General features: G+C 63.9%; 18 protein-coding genes. 6 read left to right on the top strand and 12 right to left on the bottom strand.

Translation table 11 applies throughout. The features are described from left to right. The 3 genes from VI26_RS24320 to VI26_RS23635 form a co-directional block, all read right to left on the bottom strand. Positions 1–115: transposase (locus VI26_RS24320; RefSeq protein ID WP_369799192.1), on the bottom strand; the 115-nt coding region annotated here is incomplete at its 3' end. Between the two features lie 63 nt (positions 116–178). Then, positions 179–385 (bottom strand): hypothetical protein, encoded by a 207-nt coding sequence (locus VI26_RS05530; protein WP_197081392.1) that lies wholly within the window; start codon positions 383–385, stop codon positions 179–181. Positions 386–642: 257 nt separating this feature from the next. After that, positions 643–849, bottom strand: coding sequence for a hypothetical protein (locus VI26_RS23635; RefSeq protein WP_082150899.1), 207 nt, complete (start codon positions 847–849; stop codon positions 643–645). A 354-nt stretch (positions 850–1,203) separates the two neighbouring features. Between VI26_RS23635 and VI26_RS05525 the strand changes: the two genes are divergently transcribed. Continuing rightward, complete coding sequence (locus VI26_RS05525) at positions 1,204–2,913, top strand: potassium/proton antiporter (protein ID WP_048408759.1); 1,710 nt, start codon at positions 1,204–1,206, stop codon at positions 2,911–2,913. On the opposite strand, the gene VI26_RS05520 is transcribed toward VI26_RS05525, so the two are convergent. Both VI26_RS05520 and cysK read right to left on the bottom strand, forming a co-directional pair. Next, entirely contained in the window at positions 2,905–3,777 is an 873-nt protein-coding gene (locus tag VI26_RS05520) for an ATP-binding protein (RefSeq protein ID WP_048408758.1), read from the bottom strand. The genes VI26_RS05525 and VI26_RS05520 overlap by 9 nt on opposite strands. An 85-nt stretch (positions 3,778–3,862) precedes the next feature. Next, positions 3,863–4,798, bottom strand: coding sequence for a cysteine synthase A (gene cysK / locus VI26_RS05515; RefSeq protein WP_048408757.1), 936 nt, complete (start codon positions 4,796–4,798; stop codon positions 3,863–3,865). A gap of 208 nt (positions 4,799–5,006) precedes the next feature. On the opposite strand from cysK, the gene VI26_RS05510 reads away from it, so the two are divergent. Continuing rightward, positions 5,007–5,882: an ion transporter gene (locus VI26_RS05510; RefSeq protein WP_048408756.1), complete on the top strand. Its 876-nt coding sequence runs from the start codon at positions 5,007–5,009 to the stop codon at positions 5,880–5,882. Here the strand turns inward: VI26_RS05510 and VI26_RS05505 are convergent. The 4 genes from VI26_RS05505 to VI26_RS05490 form a co-directional block, all read right to left on the bottom strand. Then, a complete protein-coding gene (locus tag VI26_RS05505) occupies positions 5,875–6,399 on the bottom strand; it encodes an O-acetyl-ADP-ribose deacetylase (protein WP_048408755.1) in 525 nt (174 codons plus the stop codon). The two genes, VI26_RS05510 and VI26_RS05505, sit on opposite strands and share 8 nt — an antisense overlap. A gap of 94 nt (positions 6,400–6,493) precedes the next feature. Further along, positions 6,494–7,858, bottom strand: coding sequence for an amino acid permease (locus VI26_RS05500; protein ID WP_269326035.1), 1,365 nt, complete (start codon positions 7,856–7,858; stop codon positions 6,494–6,496). 346 nt (positions 7,859–8,204) lie between these two features. After that, positions 8,205–8,669 carry a DUF4136 domain-containing protein gene (locus VI26_RS05495; protein WP_048408753.1) on the bottom strand — a complete coding sequence of 155 codons (465 nt, stop codon included), beginning with the start codon at positions 8,667–8,669 and terminating at the stop codon, positions 8,205–8,207. A gap of 4 nt (positions 8,670–8,673) precedes the next feature. Further along, the gene (locus tag VI26_RS05490; RefSeq protein WP_048408752.1) at positions 8,674–9,564 is read right to left on the bottom strand and encodes a LysR family transcriptional regulator; all 891 of its coding nucleotides are present in this window, start codon (positions 9,562–9,564) and stop codon (positions 8,674–8,676) included. A 176-nt stretch (positions 9,565–9,740) separates the two neighbouring features. Here VI26_RS05490 and aceB point away from each other — a divergent pair, with 176 nt between their 5' ends. The 4 genes from aceB (at position 9,741) to VI26_RS05470 (ending at position 14,198) form a co-directional block, all read left to right on the top strand. After that, complete coding sequence (aceB, locus tag VI26_RS05485; RefSeq protein WP_048408751.1) at positions 9,741–11,336, top strand: malate synthase A; 1,596 nt, start codon at positions 9,741–9,743, stop codon at positions 11,334–11,336. A 208-nt stretch (positions 11,337–11,544) separates the two neighbouring features. After that, the gene (locus VI26_RS23130; RefSeq protein WP_053074241.1) at positions 11,545–12,708 is read left to right on the top strand and encodes a GGDEF domain-containing protein; all 1,164 of its coding nucleotides are present in this window, start codon (positions 11,545–11,547) and stop codon (positions 12,706–12,708) included. Between the two features lie 93 nt (positions 12,709–12,801). Beyond that, positions 12,802–13,491, top strand: coding sequence for an SIMPL domain-containing protein (locus tag VI26_RS05475; protein ID WP_048408750.1), 690 nt, complete (start codon positions 12,802–12,804; stop codon positions 13,489–13,491). Between the two features lie 95 nt (positions 13,492–13,586). Next, positions 13,587–14,198, top strand: coding sequence for a glutathione S-transferase (locus VI26_RS05470; RefSeq protein ID WP_048408749.1), 612 nt, complete (start codon positions 13,587–13,589; stop codon positions 14,196–14,198). A gap of 225 nt (positions 14,199–14,423) precedes the next feature. Here VI26_RS05470 and VI26_RS05465 read toward each other — a convergent pair whose 3' ends face one another. From VI26_RS05465 to VI26_RS05455, 3 genes are all read right to left on the bottom strand, one after another. Continuing rightward, entirely contained in the window at positions 14,424–14,759 is a 336-nt protein-coding gene (locus tag VI26_RS05465) for a YnfA family protein (protein WP_048408748.1), read from the bottom strand. A gap of 22 nt (positions 14,760–14,781) precedes the next feature. Beyond that, on the bottom strand, positions 14,782–15,468 hold the full coding sequence (locus VI26_RS05460) for a DUF1345 domain-containing protein (RefSeq protein WP_048408747.1): 687 nt from the start codon (positions 15,466–15,468) through the stop codon (positions 14,782–14,784). Between the two features lie 73 nt (positions 15,469–15,541). Continuing rightward, on the bottom strand, positions 15,542–16,333 hold the full coding sequence (locus VI26_RS05455; protein ID WP_048408746.1) for an arylamine N-acetyltransferase: 792 nt from the start codon (positions 16,331–16,333) through the stop codon (positions 15,542–15,544). Between the last annotated feature and the right edge of the window lie 52 nt (positions 16,334–16,385).

Below are 16,385 nucleotides of genomic sequence, written 5' to 3'. Positions count from 1 at the left end.
ACACCTCATACAAGTCCACTCGACGGGGACTTGTTCTCTTACGCGCGCTTTCCAGAAGTGGTCTGATCACTTCAAATTGTTCGCGACTGATATCGCTTGGGTAGCTTTTTCTCACCTCTATATTTTCTCACACTCTGCTCTACTCAGAGACTTTGAACAGGCTCTTAGACCTCAGACCTCAGCCCGGACGGCCCGGCTTGGTGCAGCCCGCGTCCTTGTAAGGCTGGTTGCTGAACTGCACCCAACCCGGTCCCAGGGAGAATTGCGAGCAAGCAAGCTTGCCGTCCACCTTGCTTTGCCACAAATACCAGGGCGCCGGCGCGGCCAAGGTCAGCAGGGGGAAGGACAAGGCCGCCAGGGTCAGAACAATTTTGCGAATCATCATGCATACCTCAGGACAAAGTGAAGGACACCACGGCCAAGATGGAGTGGCCAGGCGGAAAAATGCCATGACAATATACCGAATCATACTGTTGGCATAAAGCGCCGCCTGCCACTTTGCCTGGAAGGCGGTGTCATGCCCTGCACGCAGCCTCTTGACTAGCACGCAGCAATAGGGGCGCCGCGGCGCCCCCGTCCTCCTGCTTGCGCCCGGAATCGCGCGCTCTGCCCTGGGCCGGAGCCGTCGGCAGCAGCCCCCGATCAGCCTGGGCGGCCTTGAACGCGGCAGCCCGCGTCTTTGTAAGGAATGCTATTGAGCAAAACCCAACCCGGTCCATAGGAGAATTGCGAGCACACCAGATGGCCGTCGGACTTGCTTTCCCATAGGTACCAAGGAGCCATGGAAGCAAAAGCCATCCAGGAAACGCTCAGACCCGCCACCAGCAGCGCAAATTTACGTACCGTCATACACACCTCCCGATAATTACTTATCATTAATTAACAATTAAAAAATGCAAAAACAATATACACAAAACTCTGCATCAAATAAATTCTTCGTCATATATTTGGCAGTATTACCAAGCCAAATAAAATCAGCTAGCACGAATAAACTGCAAAAATTAACGGATGGGCCGTTTCAAGCGCGGCTGATAAGCCTCAAAGTGTTACCATTAGCACGGTAAACCTGCGAAATCTGCATATTTATCCCGATTGTCATTCCTTGCCGCCCATCGCGGCACAGGGACGGCCGTCCGCGTTCCGCCGCCAGGCTTGAGCGATTTCGTCATCACCTTCCCCCATCCAGCCAGAAGGAGCTTGCACTTGGACACCTTAAACTCACTCATCCTGGCCGGCTCGCTGGTATTCCTCGCCAGCCTGGTGGTGTCCTCGATCGCCTCCCGCTTCGGCGCGCCGCTGCTGCTGGTCTTCCTCGCGCTGGGCATGCTGGCCGGCGAGGATGGCCCCGGCAAGATCGTGTTCAGCAATTACCAGCTCAGCTATGTGGTCGGCACCATCGCCCTGGTGGTGATTCTGTTCGACGGCGGCCTGCGCACGCGCCAGGACAGCTTCCGCATCAGCCTGAAACCGGCCGGGGTGCTAGCCACGCTGGGGGTGCTGATCACCACGGCGGTAACCGGCCTGTTCGCCGCCTGGGTGCTGAAGCTGAGCTGGCTGGAGGGCTTGCTGATCGGCGCCATCGTCGGCTCCACCGACGCCGCCGCGGTGTTCGCCCTCCTGTCCGGGCGCGGCCTGGAAATCAATCGCCGCGTCGGCAGCGCGCTGGAAATCGAATCCGGCAGCAATGATCCGATGGCGGTGTTCCTGACCTCGGCGCTGATCGGGGTGTTGGGCCAACAGGGTCAGGACGCCGGCGTCGCCGCCATGCTGTGGCTGTTCGTCAAGCAAATGGGCCTGGGCGCGCTGGCCGGCTGGGGCGGCGGCAAGGCCATGGTCTGGCTGTTCCAACGCCTGGGTCCGCGCGGCGCGATGCTGGCGCTGTTCAGCCTGGGCACCGCCGGCGCGCTGTTCAGCCTGACCACGGCGGCCGGCGGCAGCGGCTTCCTCGCCATCTACCTGGCTGGCATCGTGGTGGGTAACGCCCGGGTGGCGGACCTGCCCAATCTATTGAATATCCACGACGGCTATGCCTGGCTGGCCCAGGTCACCATGTTCCTGGTGCTGGGCTTGCTGGTCACGCCGTCCAATCTGCTGCCGGTGGCGCCCTATGCGCTGGCGATCTCCATCGTGCTGATGCTGGTGGCGCGGCCGCTGGCGGTATGGCTGTGCATGCTGCCCTTCCCGGTGCCCAAGGCGGAAAAGCTGTTCATGAGCTGGGTGGGCCTGCGCGGCGCGGTGCCGGTGATTCTGGCCATCTTCCCGCTGATGGCGGGGCTGCCCAATAGCCAGCTATTCTTCAACGTGGCTTTCTTCGTGGTGATGATGTCGCTGCTGTTCCAGGGCTGGACCATCGCGCCGCTGGCGGAAAAGCTGAAGCTGAAATTGCCGGCGCGGCCAGACGTGGAGCACCGGGTGCCGGTGGTCAGCGGCCAGCAGGCCCGCTACGAGGCCGCTTCCTGCCTGGTGCGCGCCGATAGCCCGGCCGAAGGCCAACTGGCCGGCGAACTGGCCTTGCCCGCCGGAGTGAGGCTGGCGGCGCTGTACCGCGAGGAGTTGCCGCTGGAGCCGGCGGCCAGCCAGACGCTGCGCGCCGGAGACTGGGCCTGCCTGATCGGCCCCGGCCCGGCGCTGGAAACCGCCGGCGAGGCCTTCCATCCACCCGGCGACGATCCTTACTACGGTTACTTCACCGTATCCGGCCAGGCGCGGCTGGCCGATCTGGCCGACAGCTACGGCCTGAATCTGAGCGAACGCGACCGCGCCGCCAGCATCGCCGAATACTGCAAGCGCGCCTGCGGCTATCCACTGGTGGCCGGCGACGTATTGCGGCTGGATCGCCTGGAGATGGTGATACGCGCCGCCGCCGACGGCCAGGTCAAAAGCGTGGGCCTGCGCTATTTGAAATCACAATAAGGCTTTGCGCTCCTTGGCGCCGCGTCCGGCCCAGTCGCAGGCGAACTGCCAGGCGACACGGCCGGAGCGGCTGCCGCGCAGATGGCTCCAGTGCAGCGCGGCCTTTTCCGCCTCGGCGTCCAGCTTCAGGCCGAAATGCGCCAGCCACTCGGCCGCCGCCGCCAGGTAGGCGTCCTGATCGAAGGGATAGAAGGACAGCCACAAGCCGAAACGATCAGACAGCGACACCTTTTCCTCTATCGCCTCACCCGGATGGATTTCACCGTCCTGCACCCAACCTTCGCGGTTTTCGCTCATTTTCTCCGGCATCAGATGACGGCGGTTGGACGTCGCGTACACCAAGACATTGTCGACGCGGCGTGCCAGGCCGCCGTCCAGCGCGGTCTTCAGCGCCTTGTAGGCGTCGTCGCCCTGCTCGAAGGACAAATCGTCGCAGAACAGGATGAAGCGCTCCTTGCGTCCGGCCACCATCTCGACGATGCGGTTCAGATCGCCCAGCTGCGCCTTGTCCACCTCGATGATGCGCAGGCCCTTGGCGGCGAACTCCGGCAGCAGCGCCTTGACCAGCGAGGATTTACCGGTGCCGCGCGCGCCGGTGAGCAGCACATTGTTGGCCGGCCGGCCCTTGACGAATTGGCGGGTGTTGCGCAGCAACTGCGCGCGCTGGGCGTCGATATGGGTCAGCCGTTCCAGTTCCGGCGCGTGCGGCTCCGCCACCGCTTCCAGCCAGCCGGCCATGCCCTGGCGCTGCCAGCGGAAAGCCAATGCGTTCCAATCCGGCTCCGGCCGCGCCGGCGGCAGCAAGGGCTCCAGGCGCGCCAGCATGGCTTCGGCCCGGGCCAGGAAGGCTTGCAACTGCTCCATGATTTCCCCCTCGATGCGAAACGACAAAAACAAACAGCCTGGCAGAAAGCCGCCAGGCTGTCGATGCTCGCGGACGCGGCCGGACTCAGTCCGCCAGATGTTGGAACAAGGGCGTGGACAGATAACGCTCGCCAAAGGAGGGAATCACCACCACGATCAGCTTGCCGGCGTTTTCCGAACGCTTGGCCAGTTCCAGCGCCGCCCACACCGCCGCGCCGGAGGAAATGCCCACCAGCAAGCCTTCGCGCGCGGCCACCGCGCGCGCGGTTTCCATCGCGTCCTCGTTCTTCACGCGGATGATTTCATCGTAAATATCGGTATTGAGGATGGCGGGCACGAAGCCGGCGCCTATGCCCTGGATAGGGTGCGGGCCCTTGGGGCCGCCGGACAGCACCGGCGAGGCGTCCGGCTCCACCGCCACGATCTGCACCCCGGGCTTGCGCGCCTTCAGCACTTCGCCCACACCGGTGATGGTGCCGCCGGTGCCGACGCCGGCGACGAAGATGTCGACCTGGCCGTCGGTGTCGTTCCACACTTCCTCGGCGGTGGTGTTGCGGTGGATGGCCGGGTTGGCCGGGTTCTCAAACTGCTGCGGCATGAAATGGCTGTCCGGATTCTGCTCCACTAGCTCGCGCGCCTTGGCGATGGCGCCGCCCATGCCATCGGGGCCCGGGGTCAGGATCAGTTCGGCGCCATAGGCGCGCAGCAGCTGGCGGCGTTCGCGGCTCATGGTTTCCGGCATGGTGATCACCAGCTTGTAGCCGCGCGCGGCGCAGACCATGGCCAGACCGATGCCGGTATTGCCGGAAGTGGGTTCAACGATGGTGGTGTCCGGGCCGATCTTGCCGGCCTGTTCGGCGGCGTCTATCATCGCCACCGCGATGCGGTCCTTGACGCTGTGAGCCGGGTTGAAGAACTCCAGCTTGGCCACCACGGTGGCGCCGCAACCATCGCTCACCCGGTTCAGCCGCACCAGCGGGGTGTTGCCGATCAAATCCGTCACTGCATTGGCAATTCGCATCTTTATTCTCCACAGACAGTTTTGAAGAAAACCATATTACCCAGCATCATAAACAAGCCGTACGGCGATGCTAAATATTGTTTGCTTATAATCGGCAAACTTGGCAGTCTCAGCCGGCCGCGCCCTGGCACCGCCATGGCCGCGACGGCAAAACCGCTACACTGAAACCAGTGCCCATCACCCGCAGACCGAGGTCCACTCCCCACTTATGCCGACACAGGAAACGCTGATCCCGCTCACCGGCTGGCGCCGCAAGCTCTACATCATCATTTACGAGGCCGATACCCGGCTGGGGCGCATCTTCGACCTGGCGCTGATCATCGCCATCCTGTTGTCGGTGCTGACAGTGATTCTGGAAAGCGTGCAAAGCATACAGGCCGCCTGGGGCGCCCAGCTCAAGATTCTAGACTGGTGTTTCACCATTCTGTTCACTATCGAATACGCATTGCGGCTGATCTGTATCCACAAGCCGATGCGCTATGTGAAAAGCTTCTTCGGCGTCATCGACTTGATGGCGGTGCTGCCGCTCTATCTGGGATTGTTCATCCCGGAGAGCCGCTTCCTGGCCGATATCCGCATCCTGCGGCTGCTGCGCATGTTCCGCATCCTCAAGCTGACGCGCTATATCGGCGAGGCCAGCGAGCTAAAACGGGCAATGCTGGCCAGCCGCCGCAAGATCACGGTGTTCCTGGTCACCGTGGTGCTGCTGGTGGTGATCCTGGGCACGCTGATGTTCGTGATCGAAGGGCCGGAGCACGGCTACACCAGCATCCCGGTCAGCATTTACTGGGCCATCGTCACCCTGACCACGGTGGGCTTTGGCGACATCACGCCCAAGACGCCGCTGGGCCAGGCGCTGGCCAGCGTGGTGATGATCACCGGCTACGGCATCATCGCGGTGCCCACCGGCATCGTCACCGCCGAAATCGCGCGCGGCAGCGGCGCCAAGAGCAAGACAGCGGAGGCGGTGTCCGGCACCCGGCTGTGTCCGCACTGCTTCACCGAGGGCCACGACTGGGACGCGCGCTTCTGCAAGCACTGCGGCGGACAGTTGCCGCGCCCGTCCAAGGGCGAGGTCAGCTAGCGCCGGCCAGCAACTGCCGATAACGGCCAGCCATCGCGTCATCGAAAGCCACCAGCAACACCCGCCGCAAGCCATGCGGCTCGCGCGCCAGCCAAGCGCGCACCGTGTCCACCGCGATGATGGCGGCCTGCCGCTGCGGATAGCCGTAAACGCCGCAACTGATCGCCGGGAAGGCGATGCTGTCCAAACCATGACGCGCCGCCAGTTCCAGGCTGTTGCGGTAGCAGGCGGCCAGCAGCTCCGCCTCGCCGTGGGCGCCGCCCTGCCACACCGGGCCCACGGTGTGGATCACATGCCGTGCCGGCAGTCGATGGCCGGCGGTCAGCTTGGCCTCGCCGACGCGGCAGCCGTGCAAATTCCGGCATTCCGCCAGCAGTTCCGGCCCGGCGGCGCGGTGGATGGCGCCGTCCACGCCGCCGCCGCCCAACAGGCTGGTGTTGGCGGCGTTGACGATGGCGTCCAGCGCCAGCGTGGTGATGTCGCCCTGCCATGCCGACAATTCGGTCTTCGCTTCCATCGCTTCCCCCTTATTTATCCATGCCGCCATTATCCGCCCGCCGACGCCAGGCGCAAAAAAAGCCGGCGGATGCCGGCTTTGTCCTTTTCTGCCTTTAAGCAGGGTTGTTCAACAGCGAATTGCGCCGCGAATAGCCAAAGTACACCACCAGGCCGATCAGCAGCCAGGCCATGAAGCACAACCAGGTCAGCAACGACAGCTGAGTCATCAGGAAGCCGCAGCACAAGATGGCCAGCGTCGGGATGTAGGGCACGCCTGGGCAGACGAATTTGCGCGGCAGATCGGGCTCGCGCTTGCGCAGCACGATCACCGACAAGGCGATCAGGGTGAAGGCGGCCAGGGTGCCGATATTCACCAGCTCGGCCAGGGTGTGCAGCGGCACGAAGCCGGCCAGCAAGGCGATAATGGTGCCGATCAGCCAAGTGGCCTTGTACGGGGTGCCGTACTTGGGATTCACTTCGGAGAAGATCTTGGGCAGCAGGCCGTCGCGCGACATCGCGAACAGGATGCGGGTCTGGCCGTAAGTCATCACCAGGATCACCGTCATCATGCCGAGAATGGCGCCCAGGTCGACAAAGCCGGCGAACCAGTCCAGCTTGGCCACTTGCAGCGCCAGCGACACCGGATGGTCTACGCCGGCGAACTGCATATAAGGCACGATGCCGGTCATGATGGCGGCCACCACCACGTAAAGCAGCGAGCACACGCCCAGCGACCAGATCACCCCGCGCGGGATGTCCTTGGCCGGGTTCTTCACTTCCTCGGCGGCGCAGGTCACCGCGTCGAAGCCGATGAAGCTGAAGAACACGATGGCGGCGCCGTGGAACACGCCGGAGAAGCCGAAGGGCAGCGCCGGCTGCCAGTTCACCGGCTTGACGTGCCACACGCCGATGCCGATGAACAGCAACACCACGCCCACCTTGATCAGCACCACCACATTGTTGACGCGCTTGGATTCCTTGATGCCGAAGGCCAGCAAGGCGGTGATCACCATCGCCACGCAGAAGGCCGGCAGATTGAACAGCGTCTGCTTGCCCGGCAGCGAGCCGGCGGCGGCGGTCAGGTATTCAGGCAGGGTCACGCCGAAGCCGGACAGCAGGCTCTGGAAATAACCGGACCAGCCCACCGACACCGCCGACGAGGCCAGCAGATATTCCAGCAGCAAGTCCCAGCCTATGATCCAGGCTATCATCTCGCCCAGCGTCGCATAGGCATAGGTGTAAGTGGAGCCGGAAACCGGCAGCATGGAAGCGAACTCGGCATAGCACAGCGCGGCGAAACCGCAGGCGAAGGCGCTGATCACGAAGGAAAGCACCAGTCCGGGGCCGGCCACCGTGGCGCCGGTGCCGGTCAGCACGAAGATGCCGGTGCCGATGATGGCGCCGATGCCGAGCATGGTAAGGTCGAAAGCGGAAAGCTCCTTGCGAAGCCCACGCGAGGTCTGAGCGGTAGCCAGCATTCCCTGGACGCTCTTTTTGCGCATCAAACTCATTTGTTTCACTGTCCCGTAACGGCCGTCCGGTACAACGACAAAGCGCCCGCTGTCCCGGCGGGCGCTTCATACTCGGATGGGGCCTGTATGATCTGTTGTGTCCTCTCCCCCGCTGTCCTGTCCGCCGCTGGCTTTAAATTAGACGCCATAACAAGGACTTGCCATTGTCGAGCGCGGTGCTTAAGCCACCGATCCACGCAGTTCATGCCGGGGAAGAATGCGATAGTACCGCAGGGCCGGCCGTCGGCAATGCGGGAAACCCCATATAGCCCGCCATTATCAAACCCTGCATGTCATCATAGCGCAAAACAAATCATGGCAATGGCATCAAATCTATCAATTTGCGCGCGGCGTTCTCCAATTGCTGACGGCCGTTGTCGCCGTCGTCCAATTCCTGCTGGCCCTGCCACAGCACCGCGCCGTCGGCGCTATTGACCACCTCCAGCGCCAGCGTGCGCACGGTGCGCACCTGATAGTCCGGCGACCAGTACATGCCGCCGCCGTAGCGCCAATCGCGCCAGCCGCCGGCGTACCAGCCGTCCGCCGGCCAATACACCTGGCGCTGCTGGCCTTGCTTGAAGCACAGCTTCCATTGCGGCCGCGCCTCGTCCACCGCCGCCCCCTTCAACACCAAGCGGTCCAGCAGCCACTCGCGCATGTCCACGCCGGCGCCGGCCGATGGCAGGCAGCTCAGCCCCACCGTGCTCGCGCCGGCCCAGGCCGGAACGGCCGCCAAGCCGGCCAACAAGGCCGCGACGCCCCAATTTTTCCATTTCATGATGTCAATTCCAATAAGCCTCATCAGCATAGACTGACCGTAAATAATCGACGAAGTGCCGCACTCGCGCCGGCAGCAAGCGGCGCTGCGGCACCACCGCGCACACGGGATAGTCCGGCGTGGAGAATTCGTCCAACACCGTCACCAGCCGGCCGTCGGACAGATCGTCCTTCACCTCCCACAGCGAACGCCAGGCCAGGCCCAGGCCCTGCAGCGCCCAGTCATGCAGCACCGCGCCGTCGTTACACTCCAGCCGGCCGCCGACGCGCAGGTTCACCGCCTCGCCGTCGCGGCGGAACGCCCAGCCGCGGCTCTGGCTCTCGCCCAAGGACAGGCAGTTGTGCTCAGCCAGGTCCTCCAGCCGGCGCGGCAGGCCGTGGCGCGCCAGATAGGCCGGCGCCGCCACCACCACGCGGCGGTTTTCCGCCAGCCGGATCGCCACCAGCGAGGAATCGGCCAGGTCCGAGATGCGAATCGCGCAATCGATGCGGTCGCGCTGCAGGTCCACCAGCCGGTCCGACAGATCCAGCGTCACCTTGACGTCCGGATGGCGTAATTGAAAGCCGGCGATATGCGGCGCCACGTGCTTGCGGCCGAAACCGGCCGGTGCCGACACCCGCAAATGGCCGCGCGCGCGGCCGCTGCCGGAAGCCACCGCCGCCTCGGCGTCCGCCAGATCGGCGAGGATGCGCTGGCAATCCTCGTAAAACGCCGCGCCCTCCTGGGTCAGCGCCAGGCTGCGCGTGCTGCGGGTCAAGAGCTTGACCCCCAGCCTCTCCTCCAGGGCGTCGATGCGGCGGCCGACGATGGCCGGCACCACCCCCTCCTGGCGCGCGGCCGCCGACAAGCTGCCCTGCGTCACCACCGCGACAAAGGTCTCCAACTGTTTCAACATCCGAGCCGCCCCACGATTAGCTAACAAAAAGTAAAAGATGATATGTCTATATATGCATTTTTTTTTACGCTTTGCCTAGCTAGACTAGCCTGGTCCCGTTTCACCGTCCCAGGCCCGGACGCGGGAGCGCCTGTCCCGGCGCATCCGCGCCACCCGAATCTTCAAGGAGTCCCGCCATGGCAGCAACGCTTCCCCAGGGGATGGAAATCCTCGCTACGCTCACCCCGGCCTACGCCGACATCCTCAGCCACGACGCGCTGGCCTTCGTCGCCAAGCTGCACCGCCACTTCGAACCGCGCCGCCGCGAGCTGATGGCCGCCCGCGCCGCGCGCCAGAACGAGCTGGACGCGGGCAAGCTGCCGGACTTCCTGCCGGATACCGCCGCCATCCGCGCCGGCGACTGGAAGATCTCGCCGCTGCCGGACGACCTGCTGGACCGCCGCGTGGAAATCACCGGCCCGGTGGACCGCAAGATGATGATCAACGCGCTCAATTCCGGCGCCAAGAGTTTCATGGCGGATTTCGAGGACTCCAACTGCCCGAGCTGGGACAACCAGATCAACGGTCAGATCAATGTCCGCGACGCCTACCGCAAAACCATCTCCTTCGCCAACCCGGACGGCAAGCAATACCGGCTCAACGCCGACACCGCCACCCTGCTGCTGCGCCCGCGCGGCTGGCATTTGATGGAAAAGCACGTCAAGGTGGACGGCGACATCGTCTCCGGCGCGCTGTTCGACTTCGCCCTGTCCTTCTTCCACAACATTGCCTATCTGCGCAGCGTGGGCAGCGCCACTTATTACTATCTGCCCAAGATGGAAAGCCATCTGGAAGCGCGCTTGTGGAACGAGGTGTTCGTGTTCGCCCAGAACGAGCTGTCCATCCCGCAAGGCACGATCAAGGCCACGGTGCTGATCGAAACCATACTCGCCGCCTTTGAAATGGACGAGATCCTGTACGAATTGCGCGAGCACAGCGCCGGCCTCAACGCCGGCCGCTGGGACTATATCTTCAGCTGCATCAAGAAATTCCGCCAGAACCGCGACTTCTGCCTGGCCAACCGCGCCCAGATCACCATGACGGTGCCCTTCATGCGCGCTTATGCCCTGCTGCTGCTGAAGACCTGCCACCACCGCGCGGCACCGGCGATAGGCGGCATGGCGGCGCTGATTCCGATCAAGAACGATCCGGCGGCCAATGAGAAGGCGCTGGCCGGCGTCCGCGCGGACAAGGAACGCGACGCCGCCGACGGCTACGACGGCGGCTGGGTGGCCCACCCCGGCCTGGTGCCCATCGCCGCCGAGGCCTTCGGCAAGGTGCTTGGCGACGCGCCCAACCAGATCGCCAAGCAGCGGCCGGACGTTCAGGTCGGCGCCGCCGAACTGCTGGACTTCCGCCCGGATGCGCCGATCACCGAGGCCGGACTGGCGATGAACATCAACGTCGGCATCCAGTACCTGGGCGCCTGGATTTCCGGCAACGGCTGCGTGCCCATCCACAATCTGATGGAAGACGCCGCCACCGCCGAAATCTCCCGTTCGCAGATCTGGCAATGGATACGCAGCCCCAAGGGCGTGCTGGACGACGGCCGCAAAGTCACCGTCGAGCTGTTCCGCCAACTGCACGCGGCGGAGGTGGCCAAGCTCAAGGCCGAATACGGCGCGCGCTGGACCCGCCAATACGACGACGCGGCCGCGATGTTCGACCTGCTGACCACCTCGGACGATTTCGTCGAGTTCCTGACGCTGCCCGGTTACGAATACCTGGCTTGATGCCAGGCAGGAATCCCGACGACATATTGTCGGGATTTGTCAGGCTGGCTGCGTAGCTTTGCGGATTGAAGCCCATGGACAACGGCCCTATGATGGGCCGTTTGTCATAATTCACACTGCAAAGCGCATCCGCCTCGGAGCCTGTTCAAGCTCTGGCTTGCGCCCACGCGCGCATCCGTCGCGCGGTGGCTTTTGAACAGACTCCTACATGCAAAGCATCCTCGACTTCCAGGCCACCGTGCTCAGCACCACCGGCTACGGCATCGTATTGACCGCCGTCACCACGATGTTCTGGCTGCGCAAGCGCGGCGAGCGCGCCTTTCTCTATTTCGGCATCGCCGGCGGCTGCATCAGCCTGGGCGGCATGTTCAGTCTCTTGCCCATCGGCTTGCCGCCGTGGCCGCAACTGGTGTTCAACAATCTACTGTGGATGCTATTCCATCCCCTCGCGCTCTGCGGCATCCGTCAGCTCAACGGCAAAAATCCGCGCGTCTGGCAAAGCCTGCTGCTGGTGGCCGCCGGCATGGCCGCCTATCTGCAGGCCGGCCCGGCCGATATGGGACAGCGCACCACCGCGGTCTGCTTGGTCTACCTGATCGCCTGGTTGCTGACCGCGCGCGAGCTGTGGCCCGGCCATTCGCGCATCGCCGGCGCCGGCCGCAAGATGGCGCTGGCGGTCTGCCTGCTTTACGCCTTGCTGGCGCTGGCGCGCATCGTCCACGCCGGCTGGGCCGGCGCCGTTTATGACGCCGCCGCGATGCGCTTCTCCATGTTCAGCTCGCTGGGCATGCACTGGCTCAGCTTCAGCTTCATCCTGTGCGCGCTGTACATCTGCTACGAGCGCGCGCTGGAGCATACTCAGCACCAGGCCAGCCACGACGGCCTGACCAATCTGCTCAATCAGCGCGGCTTTCGCGAACTGGCCGAGGCCGCCTACCGGCGCTCCTGGCGCGAGCGCAAGCCGCTGGCGCTGCTGCTCTTGGACGTGGACCACTTCAAAAGCATCAACGACCGCTACGGCCATCAAAGCGGCGACCTGGTGCTGCGGCAATTGGCGGACTGCCTGCGCCGCCAGGCGCGCGCCGACGATATCGTCGGCCGCTACGGCGGCGAGGAATTCGTGATGCTGCTGCCGCGCACTGGCCTGCACGCCGCTCACGAAGCCGCGCAGCGCATCATGCACGCGATCGCCGAACTGAGCCCGCAGCCCTCGGCCGCGGCGGCGCCGCTGCGCATCAGCGCCAGCATAGGCATCGCCAGCACCAGCCAGCAGCCCTACGACAGCCTGTCCAGCTTGTTCCTGGCGGCGGACAGCCGGCTGTACCAGGCCAAACGCAATGGCCGCAACCGGATAGAACTGGCCGAAGGGTAGTATGCCGTCGGAAACTTTTCTCGGGCATGATGGGCCTACACACTGCAAATCGGACTTTTCCGATCAAGACAACAATTTCATGGGAATGAACACATGAACAAACCAACTCTCTTGCTTGCCAGCCTTGGAACCCTGTTCGCCGTCAGCGCCGCCCCGGCGCTGGCCGAGAGCACCCAGCTCAATCTGTCAGCCAGCGCGCAGCGCGAAGTGGCCAATGATCAAATCAGCGCCACCTTCTACCAGCAAATGAGCAACACCCAGCCGGCGGTGCTGGCCGATAGGCTTAACAAGGCCGCCGCCCAAGGCATCGCGCTAGGCCGCAATTACGCCAAGGTGCAGCTGTCCAGCGGCGGCTACAACACCTGGCCCAATTACGACAAGAACGGCAAGATCCAAAGCTGGCAAGGCCGGGTGGAAATCCAGCTGAAGAGCCGCGACTTCGCCCAGGCCGCGGAATTGATGGCCAAACTGCAACAGAATCTGCTGCTGCAGGGTCTGCAATTCAGCGTGTCCGATCAGGCGCGCAAGGAAGCCGAGCAAAGCATGCTGCCGGAAGCCATCGCCAACCTGGAATCCCAGGCCAAGATCGCCGCCAAGGCAATCGGAAAAAATGTTAGCAATATCAAAGAATTGGACATTGGCAGCCAATCACCCATCTTCCGTCCGCCGATGATGATGAAGGCCGCCGCCATGGACGCCAACGCGGAAGTGGCGCAGCCCGATCTGCAGCCTGGACAGTCCCAACTGCAGCTGCAAGTCAGCGGCAAGGTGGAGTTGAAGTAAGCCTTCCAGCCGCCTCGGCATTGCGCTAAAGTAGTCGCTCGCCGGATCGCATCCGGCGAGCACTTCGCCTGCCATCATCCAGATCGATCCGAAACATGAAACTCATCGTCTCCTTGACCAGCCCCTACGCCCGTAAGGTGCGCATCGTGCTGGCCGAAAAGAAAATAGACTGCCCGCTTGAGGAGGACGTGCCGTGGAACGCGGATACCCGCGTCGGCGACTACAATCCTCTGGGCAAGGTGCCGGTTCTGGAACTGGATGACGGCTCGACGCTGTACGACTCGCGCGTCATCGCCGAGTATCTGGACAATATCTCACCGGTGTCGCGCATCCTGCCGCAGGAAAACCGCCTGCTGATCGCCACCCGGCGCTGGGAGGCGTTGGCCGACGGCATCGTCGATGCCGCGGTGGCCATCGTGCTGGAAAAACGCCGCCCGGACGACAAACAGATGCCCGAGGTGATCGCGCGCCAGCGCGGCAAGATTGATCGCGGCCTGGCCGCGCTCGCCGCCGACCTGGCCGACCGCCAGTGGTGCAACGGCGTCGGCTACAGCCTGGCCGACATCGCCGTCGGCGCCTGCCTGGGCTATCTGGACTTCCGCTTCCCGGAAATAGACTGGCGCGACAGCCACCCCAATCTGGCCAGCCTGCTGGAACGGCTGATGACGCGGCCGTCCTTCGCCGACACCCTGCCGCCGGCCGCTTGAATCGCGCAGCCGTCAAGAAAAACCGGGCTTAGGCCCGGTTTCTTCATGTCACTTCGCCGCGCGCTGGATCGGCAATCCGCTCTCAGAGTCTGTTCAAAGTCTCGCGAGCAAGAGCGAGACAAGGCGAAAACGGCTGAGAAAGCGGAGTGTACATTCGGTACATGAGCATTTCGAAGCGGTTTTCAACGCCGTATCGCCGAAGCGCAGCAGACTTTGAACAGGTTCTCAGACCGGCCGCGGCGCCAGCATGATGATGGCCATCCCGCACAAGGCCACCGCCGCGCCGGCGATATCCCAGGCGCTGGGCCGCATGCCGTCCACCAGCCACAACCACAACAAGGCCACCGCCACATAGACGCCGCCGTAAGCGGCATAGACCCGGCCCGCCGCCGCCGGATGCAGGCTGAGCAGCCAGACAAACAGCATCAAGGCCAGCGCCGCCGGCAACAACAGCCACCACGGCCCCTCCTTGCGCAGCCACAACCAGGGCAAGTAACAGCCGACGATTTCCGCCACCGCGGTCAGACCGAACAACAACAATAATTTCACGACATTCAACATGAGGTCTCGCTGCGCGCCGGCTTCAAATCAGGCCGGCGGCGATATTGATCATCAAGGCCAGCACCGTGGCGTTGAAGAAAAAGGACAGTACGCAATGCAGCGTGCCCACCTTGCGTAGCGCGCTGGTGGTGTAGCTGACATCGGCGGTCTGGCCGGAGGTGCCGATGATGCAGGCGAAATAGAGGAAATCGCCGTAATCCGGCTCTTCCTTGCCGGGAAACTCCAGGCCCGGCGGCAGGCCGCGCGCATGGGAGGCGTAATAGCTGCGCGCATAATGCAGCGCGAACATCACGTGGATGAAGGCCCAGGAAGAAAAGATGGTCAGGATGGCCAGCAGAATGTGGCCGCCGCGGCGCCAGCCGTGCAGGTCCTTCACCACCGCCAGCTCCATCACGATGGCGGCCAGGCTGGCCAGCGCCGCCAGTATCACCAGCGTCATCACCAGCGCCTGCCCCTCGTCTTCCAGCTTGGCCCAGTGCCGGATCTGCTGCCTGCCCCCGCTGAACATCATCCAGCCCACCAAGGCCAGATAAAGCAGCACGCCGACATTCCACGCCACGATGTAGCGAGTGATATCCTGCAGCGGCATCAACCACGGCAATGCCTGCAGGGCCAGCAGGCCGACAACGGCGGCGCCCACCAGTCGCGGGCGGACCAGCAGCATGCGGGCAGGGGCGAAACGACGAGCAGCGCGTAACAGGGCGGACATGGCGGCTAAGCTCTCTTGAGAGTGGACCAGCGCCCAGTGTACCCATCCGGGCGGGGACGGCAAGCCCCCGGCTTCAGGCCATGGAGATGGGGACGAAGCGGCGGACGAACAGGCGGCGGAACACCTCGAACTCCCCTGGCCGCAAGGCCAGCCGGCATTGCTTGCCGTTCCGCGTCTCGGTCAAGGTCTCCTCGGTCAGCACTCGGCTGCCTTCGGCGGTCAGCAGCACCATTAGCCGGCTCTTGTTGAACGGCGAGCGCGGGTCCTCGGCGATGCGGCGCTGGATCTCGCTCAGTGCGCCGCAATCGGCAATCTCGTCGTCCAGATCGAAGCCGTAGGCGATCTGCCAGCGCTCCTCGGCCGCCGGCCGCCGTTCCAGCTGCGCGAAGCCGGCGCCGGCCGGCCACGCCACCCGGTAGGCGCCGTTGGCGGACACCACGGCCTCGCCGCACAAGGGCACCATGCGCATAGGCTGTTTGAGGCCGAAACCGCAATCGAGCAGATAGCCCTGCTCCTGATGCCACAGCAGGATGGCGACGTGAGTGCCGACCAGCGGCAACCAGTCCTGCTTGTCTTCATCGAACACCGTGGCGCGGATCAGGCTGGCTTCCAGGCCGTTGCGGCGCAGGAATAGATAGAGCAAGGGATTGAGCTCGTAGCACAGGCCGCCTTCGTCGCGCAGCGCGATTTTCTCCAACAGCGCTCGCTCGCTGAGCGCCTCCGGCTCGCCGTCGAACAACTTCAAGTTTTCGAACGGCAGGCTCAGCGCCACTTCGCGCAATAGGGCGTCGATCTCGTCGAACTGCAAGGGGCGCCGCGCGTCCCAGCCGATACGGGCTCGAAACAAGGCATCGATGTCCGGCATAGTCCCTCCCGTCTAGCGTCAGACAGGCCAATCTAACAGCCGCCGGACAGGA

Source organism: Chromobacterium sp. LK1 (assembly GCF_001043555.1).
Classification (GTDB): Bacteria; Pseudomonadota; Gammaproteobacteria; order Burkholderiales; family Chromobacteriaceae; genus Chromobacterium; species Chromobacterium aquaticum.
The sequence above is the reverse complement of the archived record's forward strand: the minus strand, read 5'-3'. Positions and strand labels throughout refer to the sequence as shown.

Coding starts and splice junctions, on each gene's coding strand:
- VI26_RS05530 (WP_197081392.1), bottom strand. CDS start 385: ATGATGATTCGCAAAATTGTTCTGACCCTGGCGGCCTTGTCCTTCCCC.
- VI26_RS23635 (WP_082150899.1), bottom strand. CDS start 849: ATGACGGTACGTAAATTTGCGCTGCTGGTGGCGGGTCTGAGCGTTTCC.
- VI26_RS05520 (WP_048408758.1), bottom strand. CDS start 3,777: ATGGAGCAGTTGCAAGCCTTCCTGGCCCGGGCCGAAGCCATGCTGGCG.
- cysK (WP_048408757.1), bottom strand. CDS start 4,798: ATGCGAATTGCCAATGCAGTGACGGATTTGATCGGCAACACCCCGCTG.
- VI26_RS05510 (WP_048408756.1), top strand. CDS start 5,007: ATGCCGACACAGGAAACGCTGATCCCGCTCACCGGCTGGCGCCGCAAG.
- VI26_RS05505 (WP_048408755.1), bottom strand. CDS start 6,399: ATGGAAGCGAAGACCGAATTGTCGGCATGGCAGGGCGACATCACCACG.
- VI26_RS05500 (WP_269326035.1), bottom strand. CDS start 7,858: ATGCTGGCTACCGCTCAGACCTCGCGTGGGCTTCGCAAGGAGCTTTCC.
- VI26_RS05495 (WP_048408753.1), bottom strand. CDS start 8,669: ATGAAATGGAAAAATTGGGGCGTCGCGGCCTTGTTGGCCGGCTTGGCG.
- VI26_RS05490 (WP_048408752.1), bottom strand. CDS start 9,564: ATGTTGAAACAGTTGGAGACCTTTGTCGCGGTGGTGACGCAGGGCAGC.
- aceB (WP_048408751.1), top strand. CDS start 9,741: ATGGCAGCAACGCTTCCCCAGGGGATGGAAATCCTCGCTACGCTCACC.
- VI26_RS23130 (WP_053074241.1), top strand. CDS start 11,545: ATGCAAAGCATCCTCGACTTCCAGGCCACCGTGCTCAGCACCACCGGC.
- VI26_RS05475 (WP_048408750.1), top strand. CDS start 12,802: ATGAACAAACCAACTCTCTTGCTTGCCAGCCTTGGAACCCTGTTCGCC.
- VI26_RS05470 (WP_048408749.1), top strand. CDS start 13,587: ATGAAACTCATCGTCTCCTTGACCAGCCCCTACGCCCGTAAGGTGCGC.
- VI26_RS05465 (WP_048408748.1), bottom strand. CDS start 14,759: ATGTTGAATGTCGTGAAATTATTGTTGTTGTTCGGTCTGACCGCGGTG.
- VI26_RS05460 (WP_048408747.1), bottom strand. CDS start 15,468: ATGTCCGCCCTGTTACGCGCTGCTCGTCGTTTCGCCCCTGCCCGCATG.
- VI26_RS05455 (WP_048408746.1), bottom strand. CDS start 16,333: ATGCCGGACATCGATGCCTTGTTTCGAGCCCGTATCGGCTGGGACGCG.